The 17,953-nt window shown below is 34.9% G+C and carries 15 protein-coding genes and 1 pseudogene; 6 read left to right on the forward strand and 10 right to left on the reverse strand.

Annotated features, from left to right (window positions below; all coding sequences use genetic code 11):
• Nucleotides 1-22: 22 nt before the first annotated feature.
• Entirely contained in the window at nt 23-1,510 is a 1,488-nt protein-coding gene (locus AC4BC5_RS04300; protein WP_490496944.1) for a sucrose-6-phosphate hydrolase, read from the forward strand.
• 12 nt (nt 1,511-1,522) lie between these two features.
• Nucleotides 1,523-2,506, forward strand: a complete 984-nt coding sequence (locus AC4BC5_RS04305; RefSeq protein WP_490496945.1) for a LacI family DNA-binding transcriptional regulator — start codon at nt 1,523-1,525, stop codon at nt 2,504-2,506.
• 495 nt (nt 2,507-3,001) lie between these two features.
• On the opposite strand, the gene AC4BC5_RS04310 is transcribed toward AC4BC5_RS04305, so the two are convergent.
• From AC4BC5_RS04310 to AC4BC5_RS04330, 5 genes are all read right to left on the reverse strand, one after another.
• Complete coding sequence (locus AC4BC5_RS04310; RefSeq protein WP_490496946.1) at nt 3,002-3,238, reverse strand: hypothetical protein; 237 nt, start codon at nt 3,236-3,238, stop codon at nt 3,002-3,004.
• A gap of 65 nt (nt 3,239-3,303) precedes the next feature.
• Nucleotides 3,304-3,927, reverse strand: coding sequence for a DUF624 domain-containing protein (locus AC4BC5_RS04315; protein WP_490496947.1), 624 nt, complete (start codon nt 3,925-3,927; stop codon nt 3,304-3,306).
• A 4-nt stretch (nt 3,928-3,931) separates the two neighbouring features.
• A complete protein-coding gene (locus AC4BC5_RS04320) occupies nt 3,932-4,819 on the reverse strand; it encodes a carbohydrate ABC transporter permease (protein WP_490496948.1) in 888 nt (295 codons plus the stop codon).
• 17 nt (nt 4,820-4,836) lie between these two features.
• Nucleotides 4,837-5,751: an ABC transporter permease gene (locus AC4BC5_RS04325; RefSeq protein WP_490496949.1), complete on the reverse strand. Its 915-nt coding sequence runs from the start codon at nt 5,749-5,751 to the stop codon at nt 4,837-4,839.
• Nucleotides 5,752-5,917: 166 nt separating this feature from the next.
• Entirely contained in the window at nt 5,918-7,588 is a 1,671-nt protein-coding gene (locus AC4BC5_RS04330) for a type 2 periplasmic-binding domain-containing protein (RefSeq protein ID WP_490496950.1), read from the reverse strand.
• A 195-nt stretch (nt 7,589-7,783) separates the two neighbouring features.
• Here AC4BC5_RS04330 and AC4BC5_RS04335 point away from each other — a divergent pair, with 195 nt between their 5' ends.
• From AC4BC5_RS04335 to AC4BC5_RS04345, 3 genes are all read left to right on the forward strand, one after another.
• Nucleotides 7,784-9,280 carry a response regulator gene (locus AC4BC5_RS04335; RefSeq protein ID WP_490496951.1) on the forward strand — a complete coding sequence of 499 codons (1,497 nt, stop codon included), beginning with the start codon at nt 7,784-7,786 and terminating at the stop codon, nt 9,278-9,280.
• Nucleotides 9,270-10,955 (forward strand): sensor histidine kinase, encoded by a 1,686-nt coding sequence (locus AC4BC5_RS04340; RefSeq protein ID WP_490496952.1) that lies wholly within the window; start codon nt 9,270-9,272, stop codon nt 10,953-10,955. Before AC4BC5_RS04335 ends, AC4BC5_RS04340 begins: the two co-directional genes overlap by 11 nt.
• Before the next feature lie 112 nt (nt 10,956-11,067).
• Nucleotides 11,068-11,391 carry a helix-turn-helix domain-containing protein gene (locus AC4BC5_RS04345; protein ID WP_490496953.1) on the forward strand — a complete coding sequence of 108 codons (324 nt, stop codon included), beginning with the start codon at nt 11,068-11,070 and terminating at the stop codon, nt 11,389-11,391.
• Nucleotides 11,392-11,756: 365 nt separating this feature from the next.
• On the opposite strand, the gene AC4BC5_RS04350 is transcribed toward AC4BC5_RS04345, so the two are convergent.
• On the reverse strand, nt 11,757-13,076 hold the full coding sequence (locus AC4BC5_RS04350) for an IS1380 family transposase (protein WP_003140845.1): 1,320 nt from the start codon (nt 13,074-13,076) through the stop codon (nt 11,757-11,759).
• Nucleotides 13,077-13,233: 157 nt separating this feature from the next.
• On the opposite strand from AC4BC5_RS04350, the pseudogene AC4BC5_RS04355 reads away from it, so the two are divergent.
• Nucleotides 13,234-13,893, forward strand: a pseudogene (locus tag AC4BC5_RS04355) (IS3 family transposase); the annotation flags it as partial.
• Nucleotides 13,894-13,953: 60 nt separating this feature from the next.
• On the opposite strand, the gene AC4BC5_RS04360 reads toward AC4BC5_RS04355, so the two are convergent.
• From AC4BC5_RS04360 to AC4BC5_RS04375, 4 genes are all read right to left on the reverse strand, one after another.
• A complete protein-coding gene (locus AC4BC5_RS04360; protein ID WP_490496954.1) occupies nt 13,954-14,814 on the reverse strand; it encodes an AraC family transcriptional regulator in 861 nt (286 codons plus the stop codon).
• A 21-nt stretch (nt 14,815-14,835) separates the two neighbouring features.
• Complete coding sequence (gene scrK, locus AC4BC5_RS04365) at nt 14,836-15,711, reverse strand: fructokinase ScrK (protein WP_490496955.1); 876 nt, start codon at nt 15,709-15,711, stop codon at nt 14,836-14,838.
• 88 nt (nt 15,712-15,799) lie between these two features.
• Complete coding sequence (locus tag AC4BC5_RS04370) at nt 15,800-16,738, reverse strand: nucleoside hydrolase (protein ID WP_490496956.1); 939 nt, start codon at nt 16,736-16,738, stop codon at nt 15,800-15,802.
• Nucleotides 16,739-16,806: 68 nt separating this feature from the next.
• Nucleotides 16,807-17,901, reverse strand: a complete 1,095-nt coding sequence (locus AC4BC5_RS04375) for a BMP family lipoprotein (RefSeq protein ID WP_490496957.1) — start codon at nt 17,899-17,901, stop codon at nt 16,807-16,809.
• Nucleotides 17,902-17,953 lie beyond the last annotated feature (52 nt).

Consider the following 17,953-nt stretch of genomic DNA (forward strand, 5'->3'; position numbering starts at 1 on the left):
TTATAAAAGGAGCTTGTTTATAATGAAGGAATGGACAACTGAAATGCGATATCGTCCCTATGAAGAATGGGAAGAAGACTATTCGCAAAAATTAATTACAGCAAAAAAAGATTCCCCCTGGCATATGAACTATCATATCCAACCCAATTCGGGATTGTTGAATGATCCCAATGGCTTTTCTTATTTTAACGGACGTTGGCATTTGTTTTATCAACTATATCCATTCGGTCCAGTTCACGGCTTAAAATCTTGGTATCATCTTTCTTCTACTAACTTAGTTGATTGGCAAGATGAAGGTTATGGTTTGCTTCCAGATAATCAATATGACAGTCATGGCGTATATTCAGGGACTGCCTTACCCATAGGCGATCAATTGCTACTGGCCTATACTGGAAATGTGCGCGGTGAGAATTGGGAACGCGCTGCTTATCAGCTAGGCGCTTGGATGGACAAGGATAATCAAGTGACAAAAATTGAAGAACCCTTGATTCCCGCTCCACCAAAAGGCTATACTACACATTTTCGTGATCCACAAGTAATTCCTTATAAAGACGGTTATTTATTAGTGATTGGGGTTCAAAATAAACAAGAAGAAGGCAAAGTACTGGTTTACCAAAGCCTAAATGTTACTGAATGGACATTATTAGGAGAATTGGATTTTACAAATGAATCAATGGGCTTCATGGTTGAATGTCCGAACCTACTCTTTATCGATGAACGTCCGGTGTTAATTTTCTGTCCACAAGGAATGAATAAAGAGGTTGCCTCTTACAATAATATTTATCCAAATATGGTTGTCATTGGTGAGCGTTTTGACTGTGAAAATTTAAAAATTATCAATCCACAACCTTTACAAAACTTAGATGACGGATTTGATTTATATGCTACTCAAGCTTTCAACGCTCCTGATGGGCGCATACTAAGTGTTGGTTGGGCTGGTTTACCCGAATTAGAATATCCAACAGATGCCGAGGGCTGGGCACATTGCTTAAGTTTAGTTCGTGAATTGCATATCCAAGACAATCACTTGTACCAACAACCTGTTGTAGAACATCAAGCATTGCGTCAAACACAAACATCTGTGCAAGGGACACTTACAACACGTCAAGCAATTGTGGCAAGTACAACAAATTGTTATGAACTTGAGATGAGTTTACCAGCAGATAGTCAAGGGACACTATCTTTCTTTGCAGATGAACAAAATAACCATAAGTTAGCGCTTCATTTTGATACAAAAAATGGTAAGATAATCTTAGACCGTTCTCAAGTGAGTTTACCGTTAAATGAAGAGTTTGGTAACACACGGACAATTGAAATTGCTCCAAATCAAGCAGTGAACCTTCAAATCTTTGTCGATCAATCAATTTGTGAGATTTTCGTCAATAATGGTGAATATGCATTAACTTCCCGCGTTTTCCCACAAGCAGACGAAACCCACCTCTTCATTGAAGGCGATCAAGGCGAATATACTGGCAAATACTGGGAATTACGGTCATCATCACAAAACTAAGGAGTACAGACGATGGCAATTAAACTCACAGATGTTGCAAAAAAAGCAGGCGTTTCACCAACGACTGTTTCACGCGTGATTAATAACTATGGTTCATTAAGTCAAAAAACAATTGATAAAGTCCACGCAGCCATGAAAGAATTGAATTATCAACCAAATTCATTAGCTCGTTCGCTACAAGGAAAAAACACGCAACTAATCGGCTTAATTTTTCCAACAGTCGCCCACCCATTTTTTGGTGAATTGGTTGAAAAACTAGAAACAAAATTTTTTGAGCGTGGCTACAAATCAATTTTATGCGACAGTGCTAACAATAAAGAAAAAGAACAAGCATATTTAAATATGCTTGCAGCAAATAAAGTTGACGGTATTATTGCTGGTGCTCACAATCTAGGAATCAAAGAATATGAGCAAGTGAATTTACCAATTGTTTCTTTTGATCGCGCCCTAGCAGACAGCATTCCGATTGTTGGTGGTGATAATTATCAAGGTGGTTATCTGGCGACAGAACATTTATTTTCACAAGGTGCAAAAAAAATTGGAATCATTACTGGTAGTAACGCTTCTGATTCCCCTACAAATAATCGTCTGCACGGCTATCGTGATTTTATTAAGACACAAAAATTAACTGAACATATCTATCGTTTTGAATCTTTTGAACATTCACTTGCCTTAAAAACAATGCGCCTCAAACGTATCTTAGAAGAAGAGGATATTGACAGCTTATTTTGTACAGATGATTTAACAGCGACTCTTGTTTATAATTTGTGCCAAGAGCTACAACGAAATATTCCCAAAGAATTAAAATTAATTGGTTATGATGGTACCCGCTTTATACAAAATTACTTTCCTCATTTAACAACTGTCGTACAACCAATTGAAGAATTAGCTGAATTGCTGGTTGAATTGCTGATTCAGCGTATCACCTCCCCTGACAAACAACTAGAGCCTGCATATAAATTACCAGTTAAAGTTTTACAGGGCCAAACGACGTAAAAGGTGGATGAGCAAAGTGTAAATTTTGCTCATCCACCTTTTTTAGTTTACTTTTTGTATTTCCAAAGCTAATCCATCTCCTCGTGCAACCAAATCTTCTTCAATTATCCATTGTGTATGGTTTAACTTACGGAGGCTAAATTCCTGTTGTTGATGACTCACCATTTTATTTCCAACTTGATTCTTATCTGTAGAAAAAATCTGATCAAAATTAAAAGTTACCGTAACTGCTCAATCGATATGTGGATTAGCCGCTACTAAAATTATTCGTTGCTCGTATTGGTAAAATCCCCTCGCCAGAATAATCCATAGTTGCATACGGCATTCCCATTTAATTCATTCTAAATCCATGAGTTAAATGAGAATATTTATGTCGAATAGGAATGAATCGTTTTACATCTTGAAGCATCGCATGTTTCAATGAATCATTTAGTTGTTCTCAATCTAACCAATTTCATATAACCATCGAACACCTTTAGTTATACCATTACCAAATTAATAGGACGACAAATTTATCAACGGTCGATAAGATGCATTGAATTCTTCTCCTGCCATAAAAACTGACACGCCAGAAGAAAGTAACCCCACATATTCCATCAAATAGCGACTACCTTTGGCACAATAAGAACCTTCATCACTAGGAAAGCCAATCCAGCTACCATCATAACAACTGATTTGTGTAGATAAAAGTTGTCCGTTGGTGGCAATTTCATAAATAACTAAGTGCTCCAAATAATCAGTAATCTCTGCTATAGTTATTGGAAAAACTACTTCTCGTAATAAATAATCTTATTTGTTTATTTTAAAATTTTCTCAAAAACAGCCAATAATAAATAGGTTCTTAAAAAATGAATAAAACTAATACCAAGAAAGCAACTCATATACATCCCAAAAACAAATGCATACGGAGACAATACCATCACGAAAATTGGTGCCAGCCAAACACCTATTAAAAGTAAACTACTAATTGGATAACGCAACAGTAATTTCAACAAATTACGCAGCACTTGTTGAAGCGAATCGTCGAAACGAGAAAGATAAAAAAAAGCATATTGAGAAATATTCATTACTAACAAGGTTACCAAGCCTAGACCGACTACCAGCCAACTATGCAGTTGCTGAAAATGAACGACGTAATTCCAATTGATAATTAAAATGCTACTAATGACTAGTAATATTCCCCACATCATTGTACTTTGTTTAAAATTCTTTTTAAAAGATGATATAAACGTAGTTGTAAGATGTATTTCATTTTTAGTAATCATTCGTGTAGTCACTGTAAAACCTGCTGTTTGAGCAGCACCAATGGTAACGAGTGGTAAACTAAAAATCAGAATCAGAAAGTTTAGTAGTAATAGATGCCAAATTTTCATCATCACTCGATAAAATAACCCATCTATTCGAAATATATTTTCCATCATCTCTCTACTCCTTCACTGCTCCAACTACAATCCCTTGTACAAAATACTTTTGTAAAAATGGATAAATAACTAACAATGGTACAATTGCTACAACAATCTTAGCTGCATTTAAATTACGATCAGAAACAGCTAATAAACTTTGTAACTGCTCTGTAGATAAACCAGCTGCATTTTGAAGTGTTTCTGCGATATTAACTGATAATGATTGAATGTAGGTCATAAGGGGATAGTTTTCAATCTTTGTCATATAAATTAATCCACCAAAAAAGTCATTCCAACTACCTACAATACTAAACAAGGAAACTGTTGCTAGCGAAGGCAACGAAATGGGAATATAAATCTTTAATAAAATATCCCAAGCATTAGCGCCATCTAATAAAGCCGATTCTTCCAAGGATTTGGGTACACCACGGAAAAAATTCATAACTAAAATCATACTCCCTATCGGAACTGCACCTGGTAAAATTAAAGACCAAACACTGTTAATTAAGCCCAGATTACGTACAATTAAATAAGTTGGAATCATTCCACCATTAAATAACATAGCAAAAATAATCAGACTCATAAAAAACTTTCTAGAATAAAATACTTTAGCTGATTTAGATAGTGGATAAGCCAATGTAACAATTAAAACGATATTCAGTACCAACGTAACAAGTACACGAAACACAGAAATCCCAAACGAACGCCAAAATTGGGTATCATTCACAATTCTTTCATAGGCTGCCCATGTCAATTCTACCGGCCATAATCCGACACGATTTCCTGCTACTGCTTGTGAGCTACTCAACGACAACGCTAAAACATTTAATAATGGAATCAAGCAAGATAATGTTAATAAAATGACAATAGTGTAAATAACAAATTGACGTACACCAAATTTTTCCTTCATAAAATACCCTCCTTTAGTTAGAACATCACACGATTAGTCGCTTTTTCTGCAATTTTATTAGAAGTTAATATCAATACTAAGCCAATAATTGAACGAATTAATCCGACTGCTGCTCCCAAACTATAGTCTCTACCAATTAGACCAATTCGATAGATATACGTATCTAAGACATCACCACTTGCATAAACAGGAGGAGAATATAGATTGTATACTTGATCAAATCCTGCACTTAAAATATTTGGTAAAGCTAAAATTGTCATTAAAATAATAAAAGGCATCATTCCTGGTAATGTAACGTGACGCACTTTTTGACCCCAATTTGCCCCATCCATTGTAGCTGCTTCATATAACCCTGGGTCAATCGACGTAATCGCTGCTAAGAAAATGATGGAATTATAACCAAATCCTTTCCAAACATCCGTCCAAATTAACAAATGCGGAAATACTTTGTTGCTACCTAAAAAATTTATAGAATCCAACCCTAAATTGGTTAAAATTTGATTGACAGTACCATCCAAATTAAATAAATTCACTACAACAGACGCCAAAATAACCCAAGATAGAAAATGTGGAAGATAGACAATCGTTTGCATAGACTTTTTCATCCACTTCACACGAATTTCATTTAATAAAATAGCAAATGCGATTGGAATAATCGTATTAAAAATAATTTTTCCTACCGCAATAAAAACTGTATTATAGGTAACTTGCCAAATATCAGGAAGATTAAGTATGTATTTAAAATTATCAAACCACACAAATTCAGAACTTAAAAAACCTCTTGCAGGTACAAAATCCTGAAAGGCCATAATCAACCCAAACATTGGTGCATATGAAAAAACAGCTAAAAAAATCAATCCAGGAGTAATCATTGCTAAAAATAGCCATTGGTCTTTCGCAAACCAAGCTTTATTTTCTTTTTTTCTCTTCATAGTTTTCTCCTCTACTTGTTTTGATAAAGATGAGACTGCGACATAAGTCACAACAAGATAAAGTAACCGAATGATACGAAACAAAAAATACAGTCGCAATGTTCTACGTAGTTCGGATATTTCACTGTTAACTAGACTTATGTTACAGTCTCACTTCCAGACATAATTATTTATTTTCTTTGATAATTGTACTCATTTCATCTAAAATTGCCTGACCACCTTGTTGATTCCATTTTTCTACGTAATCATCAAAGTTAGCAATCGATTCTTCACCAGTAACAAATTTGATAAAGGTTTCTTCTTCTATCTTGGCTACTTGTGCACCATTTCGTTCATTTGCTTTAATTTTTTCAAAGATAGCAATTGGATGTATTTCATTAAAACTTCCATTTTGTCGAACACCATTCATCACATTATCTACGGCTAGCAAACGTGAAGCATAAACTGCCCAATCAGTTGGATCAGCTTCTTTCGGATTGTCTAGATAGGATTTAATTTTATTCGCATTATTTCTAACAATAAAACTATCAATATCTTCAATATCAGTTTCTCCTAAAGCGGCATTCGATGCTATCACTGCGTCATCGATTTCACTTAAGTTTTTAAACATCTCAATATTGACTGGACGTACAGAGCCATCCACAGCTTGCTTCATATATTGATAAATTTCGGGAAATTCATTTTCAATGTCTTTTGAATTAGCAACTTCATCAAAAATCAAATCAATCATTTCTACAACAAGTTCTGGTTTTTCAAATCCCTTACGTACGACTACGAAATTTCCAACACCTGGTTTGGCAACGCCATTCACTTTGCCATCTTTGTCCTCGATTGCAAAAGGAGTAAACTCGGCATTTGGATTCGTTGTTTTTGCTTGAACTAAAGCCCAGTCTGGCATATGCCATGGTCCAGGAATAATTCCTAACTCACCATTGACCATCATTGCATTGATATCATCATATGTTCTTGTACCAAATTGAGCATCTAATACACCTGCGTCAAACCAGTCTTTCAAATAAGTTAGCCCGTCTTTCATTTCAGGTGTGTTAGAACCATAAACTAAATCACCTTTTTCATTTTCTAAATACGTTTTAGGATACGCATTAAAAGCATTTAAAATAGCTGTAGCAGTATAACCTGAGCCACCATGATTATCTGAAGTCAACCAATTGGCAAAAGCAATTCCTTTAGTTTTCCCAGTACCACCCGCATCTTCTTCTTGAAACGCTTTAGCAGTTGCTTCTAATTCATCTAAAGTAATGGCTTGGTTCCCATCTTTATCCAACTTGATATTTAATTTATCTAACCAGTCTTGACGAACCCATACTAAGTTTGGTCCAAAATCATTTGCTGTTCCCGGTAAAGCCATCAAACGATCATCAATCGTTGCTGCATCTAGTTGAACATTATCAAATGATTGATAAATTTCTTTAATATACTCACTGGCATGTTCTGCATAAATATCAGTCAAATCAGCAATTAGACCATTATCGGCTAATTCTTCTAATTCATCTCGTCCTACTACCATCATATCGGGAATATCTCCTGAAGCAATTGACAACGAAACTTGACGATTATAATCATCTCCATTCGCTTCAAAAGAGCTTTCTAATTCAACACCTAATTTTTCCTTAACTAAACGGCGATAGGCATTATCACTGTAACTATCCCCTTGAGGTAATTTTGAATTTGGAGCTGTTTGTTGACCTACAGTCATAATAATATCCCCGTCTTGATTCGTAGGTGCTTCTTCTGTCTTTTCCCCACCACAAGCGGTTAAAACTAGCGGTGCAATTGCTAAAAGTGAAAATAAAGTTTTCTTTTTCCAGCTTTTCATTTTTGTATCCCTCCGTTATTTGATAATACAAGTATACGCAATCGTTTTCATCGCATAAATAGCACATTTTCCATTTTTATAAAACAAATTCCATAACATGAAGCGCTTTCAACAAGAATATTCATTCTTATTTGTAGGAACAGGAAATTCAGACTATACTTTTAATTGTTCAACTAGTTTTTAGGAGGTTTTCACATGTACCATGTATTAATTGCGGATGATCATTTCGATCAACGTGAACTACTATATTTTCTTTTAGAAAAACATTCAACCCAGTGGGTAATTTATGAAGCCACCAATGGCAAAGAAGCACTTAATATTTTTACTAACCAACAGATTGATTTATTGATTACCGATGTACAAATGCCTTTTACAACAGGAATTGAACTGGCTGAAACAATTCGGAAAAAACATCAACAATTACCCATATTATTTATTAGTGGCTATGATGATTTTACTTACGCTAAAAAAGCACTTGATTTACAAGCAGTAAATTATCTTCTAAAACCTATTAATCCAGAAGAATTTTATTTACAGTTAGATAAATTAGTTACGTCTATCAAAAAAACAAAAATTGAAAGTATACAACAACAACGAATTAATCAGCAGGATTTATTAATCAAATTGTTTAGTGGGATTTCTTTTGAACAATTAACTCTAGAAGAACAGTCTCTTGCTTTTCCTCTACTTACAAAAACAACATATCTGCTAACAATCGACAGCAACCATGATGAAGCAGCAAAGTTGGAAAATTTTCTTTATCTCTATGTAGAGGATGCTGTATTGATTCGAACAAGTTTAACACGCTTTGTTTACTTACTCTCAGTTTCTACTTTTCACGAGGCTGTCTTAAAAAAACGCGAGCTAGTACAACAGCTTCAAAAAGACTTAGGAATTGAAGTAACTCTTGAATTATCTCAACGTATTCATAAAGCTTTGGATATTTACCAAGTTTATCAACAACATAATGAACAAATTACAAAGAAATTCTATCAAATAGATAGTCAACCTACATTAGGATTAGCATTACCTACCAAAGATATCGTCAAAGAGGAAAATATTTTAAATGAAATAAAAAATACTATCCATCTTCAAGATTTTGAAGCTCTTCAAAAGCAAATGAGCCTTTTATTTTCACAGTATGAGCAAGCAGCTAGCGAAACACCCAGTATTGTAAAATTTTTCTTTGCTACAGTGTATCGTAATATTGTCGAACTTGTAGCAATTCCCCCTATGGAAGTCAGAACTGATTTGGAAATAATTCTAGAAGCCGCCACTTTTGAGCAAATACCCAAAGCATTCATAAAATTATTTCAATTAACACAACAACGATTGAATGACTTGAATAAGACGACCAATGAATATGTTCGTGAAACAAAAAACTATATGTGGAATCATTATCAAGAAGACTTAAATTTAGAAATTTTAGCTAATAATGTTCATCTTGCACCCAAATATTTGAGTGATTTGTTCAAGCGAGAAGAAAAAATTGGAATTACGAAATATTTAAATGAACTACGGATGGAAAAGGCAAAAGAGTTACTCATTCATTCCCATCATCGTATTCGTGAGATTAGTCAGTTAGTAGGTTTTAACAGTCACTCGTATTTTATTAAAAGTTTTCAAAAATATACTGGAGTGACACCCGAACGTTTTCGAAAAATAAAGGGGATAATTGAAAATGAATACTAAATTCAAAGCATTTTTCCAGAACTTGCCTTTTCAAAGAAAAATTGTTGTGATTTCTTTTGCGGCAAGTCTTTTCCCATTACTCTTACTTACTTTTTTCAGTATAGGAACGATTCAACATTTTATTATTGAACGCGAAAAATCGAATAATCAAGATAATCTGACAGCTACGTATCAACAAATTAATTTACGATTAACTACTTATGAAGAAGCCATTGCTTTTTTAACAAGTTCTCAATTTTTAATTGATGAATTATCTATTGAAAATCCGAGCAATTTTGAACAATATGACTTATATACCAATACAATTGTCCCTTTGTTTCGCAGTATTTATTCACAACAAGATACCATTGCTAACATTACCTTATATACTTCCATTAATTTGTACGATCATGGAAAATACGTCAAAAAAATAGTTCCAGGTGATATTACTTCAAAATTCAAGCTAAATAACACTACCAATATTTCTTATTTTTTTGATAATAAACAGAATCAAATTTATTTATACAGTCAACTATTTTCTACTAAGAACGCTGATACCAATATTATTGTTTTCCAGCTGTCACCAGAAGTTATTTTTGATAATCTAGATAATATATCCAATGAACCTTATCGTTTAACAATCACTAATGAAAAAAATGAAAACTTATTTCAATTCTCTAATGAACAACCTGAACAATTAAGCTTTTTTTCTCGTTTAATGCAAACGCTTAACCAATCACAAATTAAAAATCAAAAACAATTAAAAAATGATTGGATAATTACCTTTTCACGACCTATGTACTCTGTTTATAATGGTGTACTTTTGCTAGCTTCTGTGGCATGTTTGATTTTTTTATTTGCGATTGTCATGTTGAGCTTATCAATCATTGGCTTATCTAAGACAGTTGTTGCACCTATTCAAAAATTGGCGAATCAAATGAATGATTCACCAGAGAATACTTTAAATCTAAAACCTACCTATCAATCAAATGATGAAATAGGTAAACTCTATCAAAGTTTCTACCAGATGATTCATCAAATCCAAGAACTTATCAATAAAGTCTATAAATCTGAAATCAAACAACAAAAACATGAGCTACGTGCACTACAAGCTCAAATTAATCCACATTTTTTCTACAATTCTTTGTCCTTAATTAATAACAAAGCCTTATTGACAGGCAATCAAGAAATTAGTGAGATGGCACAGCTACTTTCTCAATTTTATCGTTTAAGCTTAAATAATGGTAAAAGTCGCTTATCGGTTGCTAAAGAGTTAGAATTAACGATTACCTATGCAAAAATCCAATTAAAAATGCACAATCATTCTTTTGATTTAGCGATCGATGTAGACGAAGAAATTAAACAATATGAAATTATTACCTTATTGATTCAACCATTTGTTGAAAATGCCATCTTTCATGGAATTGACCATATTGAAGATGAACGACGTGGTAAATTGACCATTCGTGGCAAAGTTTTAAATAATCATTTACAATTTGAAATTAGCGACAATGGGCGAGGAATGGCAACTGAGCAAGCTGCCACTATTTTAACTCATCAAGGAAAACATTATGGGATTCAAAATGTTAAACAACGAATTGCTTTATATTATGGAGTTAAAGATGCTATTGTTTATACGTCCATATTAAATGTTGGAACGACTGTACGCATTACTTTACCTAAGTACACAACATAAAAAAAGGATGAGCGAAGTATAAATTTTGAACTGACCCAAAATAATAAGACACAATAAAAAAGCACTTTCTGTTGAATTCAATTAAAATGAATTTAACAGGAGGTGTTTTTTGATGGGAACAAGAGTGGCATATCCAATTGAAGTAAAAAATAAGGTGATTGAATTAAAATTATCTGGAATGACAACTAAAGAAATTATGACAGAATTAAATATTAAAAATAAAACACAAGTTGAAACATGGTGGCGTTGGTATAGAAAGGGAGAAACACATAGGTTTCTTCAACCAGTTGGCAAACAATATAGTTTTAACAAAGGACCTGAATATGTATCTGAAATAGAACGATTAAAAGTTGAGAATAGATTTTTAACTCAGCAGTTAGATATCCTAAAAAAGTACAACGAATTGGAAAGGATGTGGAACCCAAAATATTTATAGATTTAGTTTCTAGTATGAAAGGAAAAATGACCGTTACTGAGTTATGTGGTTTATTCAAAATATCTCGTTCTACTTACTATGGCTGGCTTAAAAATAAAAAAATTAGACAATTAACAGATTTAGAATTAGATATACAACAATTATGTTTAGAAAATAAGTATAGACCTGAATAATTCATAGCTCTAAATTTAAGCTATTTTTTTGAACAAAGTGCCTATATTTAAATTAGGCAGATACATTCTTCCAAAATAATGTGTTTTCGAACAGGATATATACGGAAGAAGGCTATAATAAAAATTATTTGTCTATTTAAGGGCAGACTGATCCCTTGGAAAAATAGGTTAAAAATTTTTACGATAACTAGCCTAAATCCATTGCCTAGATCGCCGTAGGCGTTCAAAAACCTTATAAAATTCAGTTTGATACACATGATAACTCGACAGTTTGAGATAGACTTGTCTACCTGTTTTAACGAGTTTTCCGGCAACTTTAAGCAATGTCAATCGTATAGAATGAATCGTCATCCCCCGATTCACTTGTTCAAATCCAATGGTCTTTAAAAAATTGACGAGGTTGTAAGCCAGGACACTGATCATCATTCTGACATGATTTTCCAGGAAACGCGGACTATCTGTTTTGTCAAAATAAAAGCCTGATTTCGCTTCTTTGATGAAATTTTCCATTGTTCCACGCTTGCCGTAAAGAGAGAATATGACTTCAGGCGAGACATTATCGGATAGATTCGTCACAATGAATGCGTGGTGAAAAAGAAGCTCTCCTGCTTCACGGATTGATCGAATACAAACGCGACGGGGTTTTGACCAGGATTGTGCTTGATAAGGGAGTGAAAAATACTGTATTTCTCGGTCTTCCCATTTTTTATTATCCCCATAAAGAACAGAGTGTTCAGCTAACTGACTTAACCTCCGATTGCTCTTTAATCGGATAACGTACTGGCTTTCAGTTGCTTCACAAGATTCATACACCTCTGGTGTGGCGAAGCCGCTGTCACCCCGAACCAATATCTCGGTATGAGGTAACGTGCTCTTGTAGTGGTGTAACAGCGGGTCGATAAAGGCTTTTACCCCTTTAGACGTGTACTGATTGCCTGAACGCAGTTCAGCTTTTAGGAAATCTCCGGTCAATCCGTCAAATGCAACTAATGGGTGATAGCCGTAGGTTTGATAATGGGCATTATAATCTGTTTGTTCTTGGCGTCCAAAGGTATCCGAATGTGTGGAATCGACATCAATGATTAACTCGGTGTCATTGCGAATCAAACGCGCTTTATCAATCAGCGACTGATTTAATGCTTGGAGTTGATCCATGTTCTCCTCGGTGAAACGATCTAAAAACCGTGAGATTGACGATTGTGAGGCCAACTCTTTTTTACCGAGTACAGCTTGAAAGACTGGATCCTGTCTTAATAGATTAGCTGATGAGTCTGCCGAGTACCCAGCAATTAACTGCATAATGAGTTGTTCTAATATCGCTAAGTTATCATGTGTGAAGTAAACACGTTTGTCTTTAATATGGAGCCACTGTTTAGCTACGTGTGAAAAGTCGAAGGTATTCATCACCTCTTTAACTAAGACCAAACCCGAATCACTCGATAAGCGACCACCTGTATGTGAAATAGTCAAATTTGAATTGAATTTTACCTGGTTTTTGTGTAAGCTAGTCATGAGAAGAACTCCTTTCTTATGGTTGGTTTCGACACCTTTACCATATCAGAATGGGGTTCTTTTTGCATCACTTAACAGGTGAAAATGAAAAAGTAAATGAAGACTGCCGTTAGGCAGTTTCAGACGGTTTGAAGTCAAAGTATGAATTATTCAGGATAGATATGGTTATAGAAAAATTACTGCCCTATTAAATAGAAAAAGAAAAGTGAGTAAAAATACTGTTCAACGTATCATGCAAAAATATAACTGGAATTGTAAAGTGAAAGTTAAAAAACGTAAAAAAATGGGACAACCTTTTAAGGTTGTTGAAAACAAACTAAATCGTCAATTTAATTCTAATGAACGATTCCAAAAGCTAGTTACAGATATTACGTATCTACCTTTTGGAAGAAAGCAACTTTATTTGTCTTCTATCATGGATTTGTATAATGGTGAAATCATTGCTTACAATATTGGTGAAAAACAAGATATTAATTTTGTTCTTAAAACTTTAGAACAACTTCCAGAAGTAACCGATTGTTTACTGCATAGTGATCAGGGATCGGTGTACACCTCATATCGTTATCAAGAAGAAGTACAAAGAAAAAGCATTACCATGAGCATGTCCCGAAAAGGGACACCCTCAGATAATGCTTGCATCGAATCGTTTCATGCCTCTCTAAAGTCTGAAACGTTCTATTTAGATAGGCTCAATAATGAACCTACATCTATTGTAATACAGACAGTTATAGATTACATTAATTACTATAATAAAATTCGAATTCAACAAAAATTAGGCTATAAATCTCCGATAGAATATCGTAAATCTATAGCCTAGTATATGCTTTTTTGTTTGTGTCTTAATTTATAGGGTCAGTCCCTTTCGCTCATCCTTTTTTTATTCCGTCATCTTCTTTTGATATTGTAATGGGGATTGTCCCACAGCTTCTTTAAAAACGTGATGAAAGGTCTTTACACTCGAAAAACCAGCTTGTTCTGCAACTTCTGCCATGGGTAGTTTTTCGTTTGCCAAGATAAATTTTGCTTGATTGACCCGATATTCTGTCAAAAACTGGATAAATGTTTGTCCGGTATTTTTCTTGAAAAAGCGAGTAAAATAATATGGACTAAATCCTACAAATTTGGCAACTTCTTCTACCGTAATCGCTTCTTGATAACGCGTTTCAATATAATCAAAGACTTGATTCAAGCGTTCTAACGTTTCTTTTCGATGGACGGCGGTTGGCGTAACCTTTACTTGCTCAGTCTTACGTGGCAGCGAATGATAGAATTCACCAATCAAACGATAAAGAGCGCCGAGTATCAAATAATTTTCACCCATCGGTTGTGTCGTTTCTAATTCGTACAATTCCACTAGTAGATTTTTGATTGTCTCACTAAATTCTAAAGGCCAATAGCGACTATGGCGTTCTCCTTGTTCAAATAAAGTAATTAGACTTTCTTCATTTTTACGCAAACTAGACTCATCAAACAATTTTAAATCAAATTGATACACATAGCGTTCACTATCAGGAGAAGCTAGAAAATAATGAGGTTCTCCACTAGCAAAGTAAATCATCTCGCCTTCTTCTAAAGCAACTACCGTTTGACCAATACCAATGTTTACCTTGCCTCGACTAGCATAGATTAACTCAATTTCTTTATGCCAGTGAGGATAAACAATTGTCATCCCATCGTTTAATAAAAAACGATAAGGAAACTGTTGATTTAGTTCAGGAATTTCTAGATATAAACTCATACTAGCTCCCTTTGGCTTAAATTAATGTCCGTGTAATTCTGCATTTCTCGCTAAAGCTAAACAACCTAATGTTCCTGCGTTGTCTTCTAATGCGGGAGTTACGATATATTTATCTACTTCAGGAGTTTTTACATAGCCATTTAATAATTTTGTAAATGCTTGATGAACTTTGTCAACCATGTGACGTTGCTTCATGACACCGCCTCCAAAAATAATGACATCTGGCGATAACATTAATGTTGTATTGTAGGCACATTGCGCAATATAATACGCTTCAATTTCCCAAAATGGATCATCCTCTGGAATATCTTGCCCTTTGCGCCCATTACGTTTTTCAACGGCTGGTCCTGCTGCCATTCCTTCTAAACAATTGCCATGAAATGGACAACTTCCTTCAAATTTATCCTCTTGATGTGGCACTACTAACATATGCCCCATTTCAGGATGACTAAAGCCTTCAACAAAACGCCCATCTTGTAAAGCGCCTCCACCAACGCCCGTACCAATTGTATAATAGACGACACTTGATAAACCTTTTCCATTACCAAAGACATACTCACCATAAGCAGCTGCATTCACATCGGTTGTCCAAGCAACAGGTAAATTGAACGCTTTTTTTAATGTACCTACAAAATCATAATTTTGCCATGCTAATTTAGGTGTCGATGTAATGTAGCCATATGTTTCAGAATCTTGATGAATATCGATTGGTCCAAATGACCCTACCCCAATTGCAACCAATTCTTCTTTGTAATTGTTGAAAAAGTCAATAACTAATGCCATTGTTTCTTCTGGTACAGTTGTTGGAAAACTCACGCGTTCCACAATTTCTAATGTTTCATTGCCGACTGCACAGACAAATTTTGTCCCGCCAGCTTCAATTGATCCATATAACATGATTTTACCTACTTCCTTTGTTAGTCGTTTCTCTTTCATTTTAAATAGAAAAGGACTAGAAAGCTAGTCCTTTTCTAAATTTATTCTGTTATTTTTCTTGACGTGCGAGATTAGTAATGTAGTCAAAGAATGTATCATGTTCTACATGGTAAACTAACTCGACTGGACGACCTTCACTATGGCGTTCTGTCTTACCTTGGCTAACTCCATCCGCAATGACAATTGATGGCACTGTTTCTTTCTTCACCATTTCTTCTTTGCCAAATGTCGCAGCAGTCAATACATCCCATAAGAAATAAGTTGAATTGGTTTGGAAGTGAACTAATGGTGGAACAATTGCATAGGCTTGACCTAAGAAATCAATACCTTCATCAGATCGATTTCTAGCCCACATGTCACGAATATCATTGGTTAATGGTACCATATTCGTACTTTCTAGTGCTACCAAGACAATTTCGATTGTGCTGTCCCAAACAACAGCAACAGCTTCTGGATCCCAAAAGGCATTCCATTCAGCTGATCCATCATGCTCAGGCTCTTCAACATTGCCCTTTTCTAAAAATGTGCCACCCATCCAATATAACTTACCAATCTTTTCTTGAATCGTTGCATCAAGTTCTAACGCACGAGCTAAATCAGTTAAAGGTCCTACAAAAACCAAATCAATTTTTTCATCTTGTTCATGTAATGTATCAATTAAATGCTGATGCGCATATGTTTCAGCTAATTCTGTTTCTACTTTGCCACTTTCATTTAAAATTGGTAAAGCATCCACGGTAAACGCATGCATTCGCCAATCTTTTGGAAAAGGATTTTTAGGGCGAGAGTTTGATGCAGCCACAGAAAGCTTTTGTCCTTTACCAAACTTATCAATAATTTTACGACTTGCTGAAACAGCAGGTTCTAAATAACAATCTGCTGGAATAACTCCTACACCAACTAATTCTACTTCTTCCATTTGTAACATTAAAAATAGGGTCACTAAATCATCCACGCCACCATCATGGTTCAAATAAACTTTTCTCATAATTGCTCCTTTTCATTAAAGACGACACAGACAAATGAAAATCGTTTATCTGTGCCGCGTCATTTATTCTATTTTAACGTATCTTCTACAACAATGTCACCTGCAATGATTTTTTCACGAGCTTCTTTGACTGCAGCTTTCGCTTCATCAGAAAGTTGGCCATCTGTTAAACCAACACCATTTTCTTCTAAACCATAGACAATATGTTCGCCACCAGGGAATGTACCATTATTTGATTTTTCAGCTAAGTCTTTCACAGCCTCACCTACTTCTTTCAATGTAGAAGTTAATGTGAAGTTATCATCTTTACCATCTTTTTTATAGGCACCTTCTTCGGATTGATCACGGTCAACACCGATTACCCAAACTTTATCATCACGTGTTTCATTTAATGATTTTGCTTCTTGGAATAAGCCATTACCAGTTGCACCGGCTGCTCCATAAATGATGTCTGCGCCTTGTGCATAAATAGCTGAAGCAATCGTACGGCCTTTATCTGGTGCAGAGAAATCACCAGCGTATTGACTAATCACTTTAATTTCTTTACCCAAAGCTTTTGCACCATCAGCTACACCTTGTTGGAAACCAGCATCAAAGGCTTCAATTAAAGAGATTTGCATGCCACCTAAGAATCCGACTGTATTCGTTTTTGTTGTATACGCTGCTGCTAAACCAGCCAAATAAGCCGATTGATTTGATTTGAATGTTGCCGAAACTGTATTATCTAATCCTTCAACGATTTCATCTACCAGGACAAAATTCACTTCTGGGTTGGCTGTTGCTTGCTCTTGAATTGCTGCTTGTAATTTAAAGCCAATCCCAAAAATTGTTTTATAACCAGCAGTTAATGCTTGGTCAATATTCGGAATAAAATCAGATTCTCCTGATGATTGGAAATATTGGTAACCATTAGCTCCTTGTTCCAAACCATTTTCTTCTCCCCAGGCAACCATTCCTTCCCAAGCAGATTGGTTGAACGAGCGATCATCTACACCATTTCCATCTGTAATTAAGGCTACTGGTGAAACTTCTGATGAACTTGCTTTACTAGAAGAGCTGCTGCTTGAGTCTGAACTATCGGTTCCACCAGTTCCACAACCACTTAATACAGCCACAATTCCTGCTGTTGCTAAAGCTAATTTCATCAATTTTGTTTTTTTCATCTTTTATATTCCCTCCGAATAAAATCATCTGTATTTTCCGTAATTATAGATA

The sequence above is a fragment of the Enterococcus sp. AMC2644 genome, from assembly GCF_058216475.1.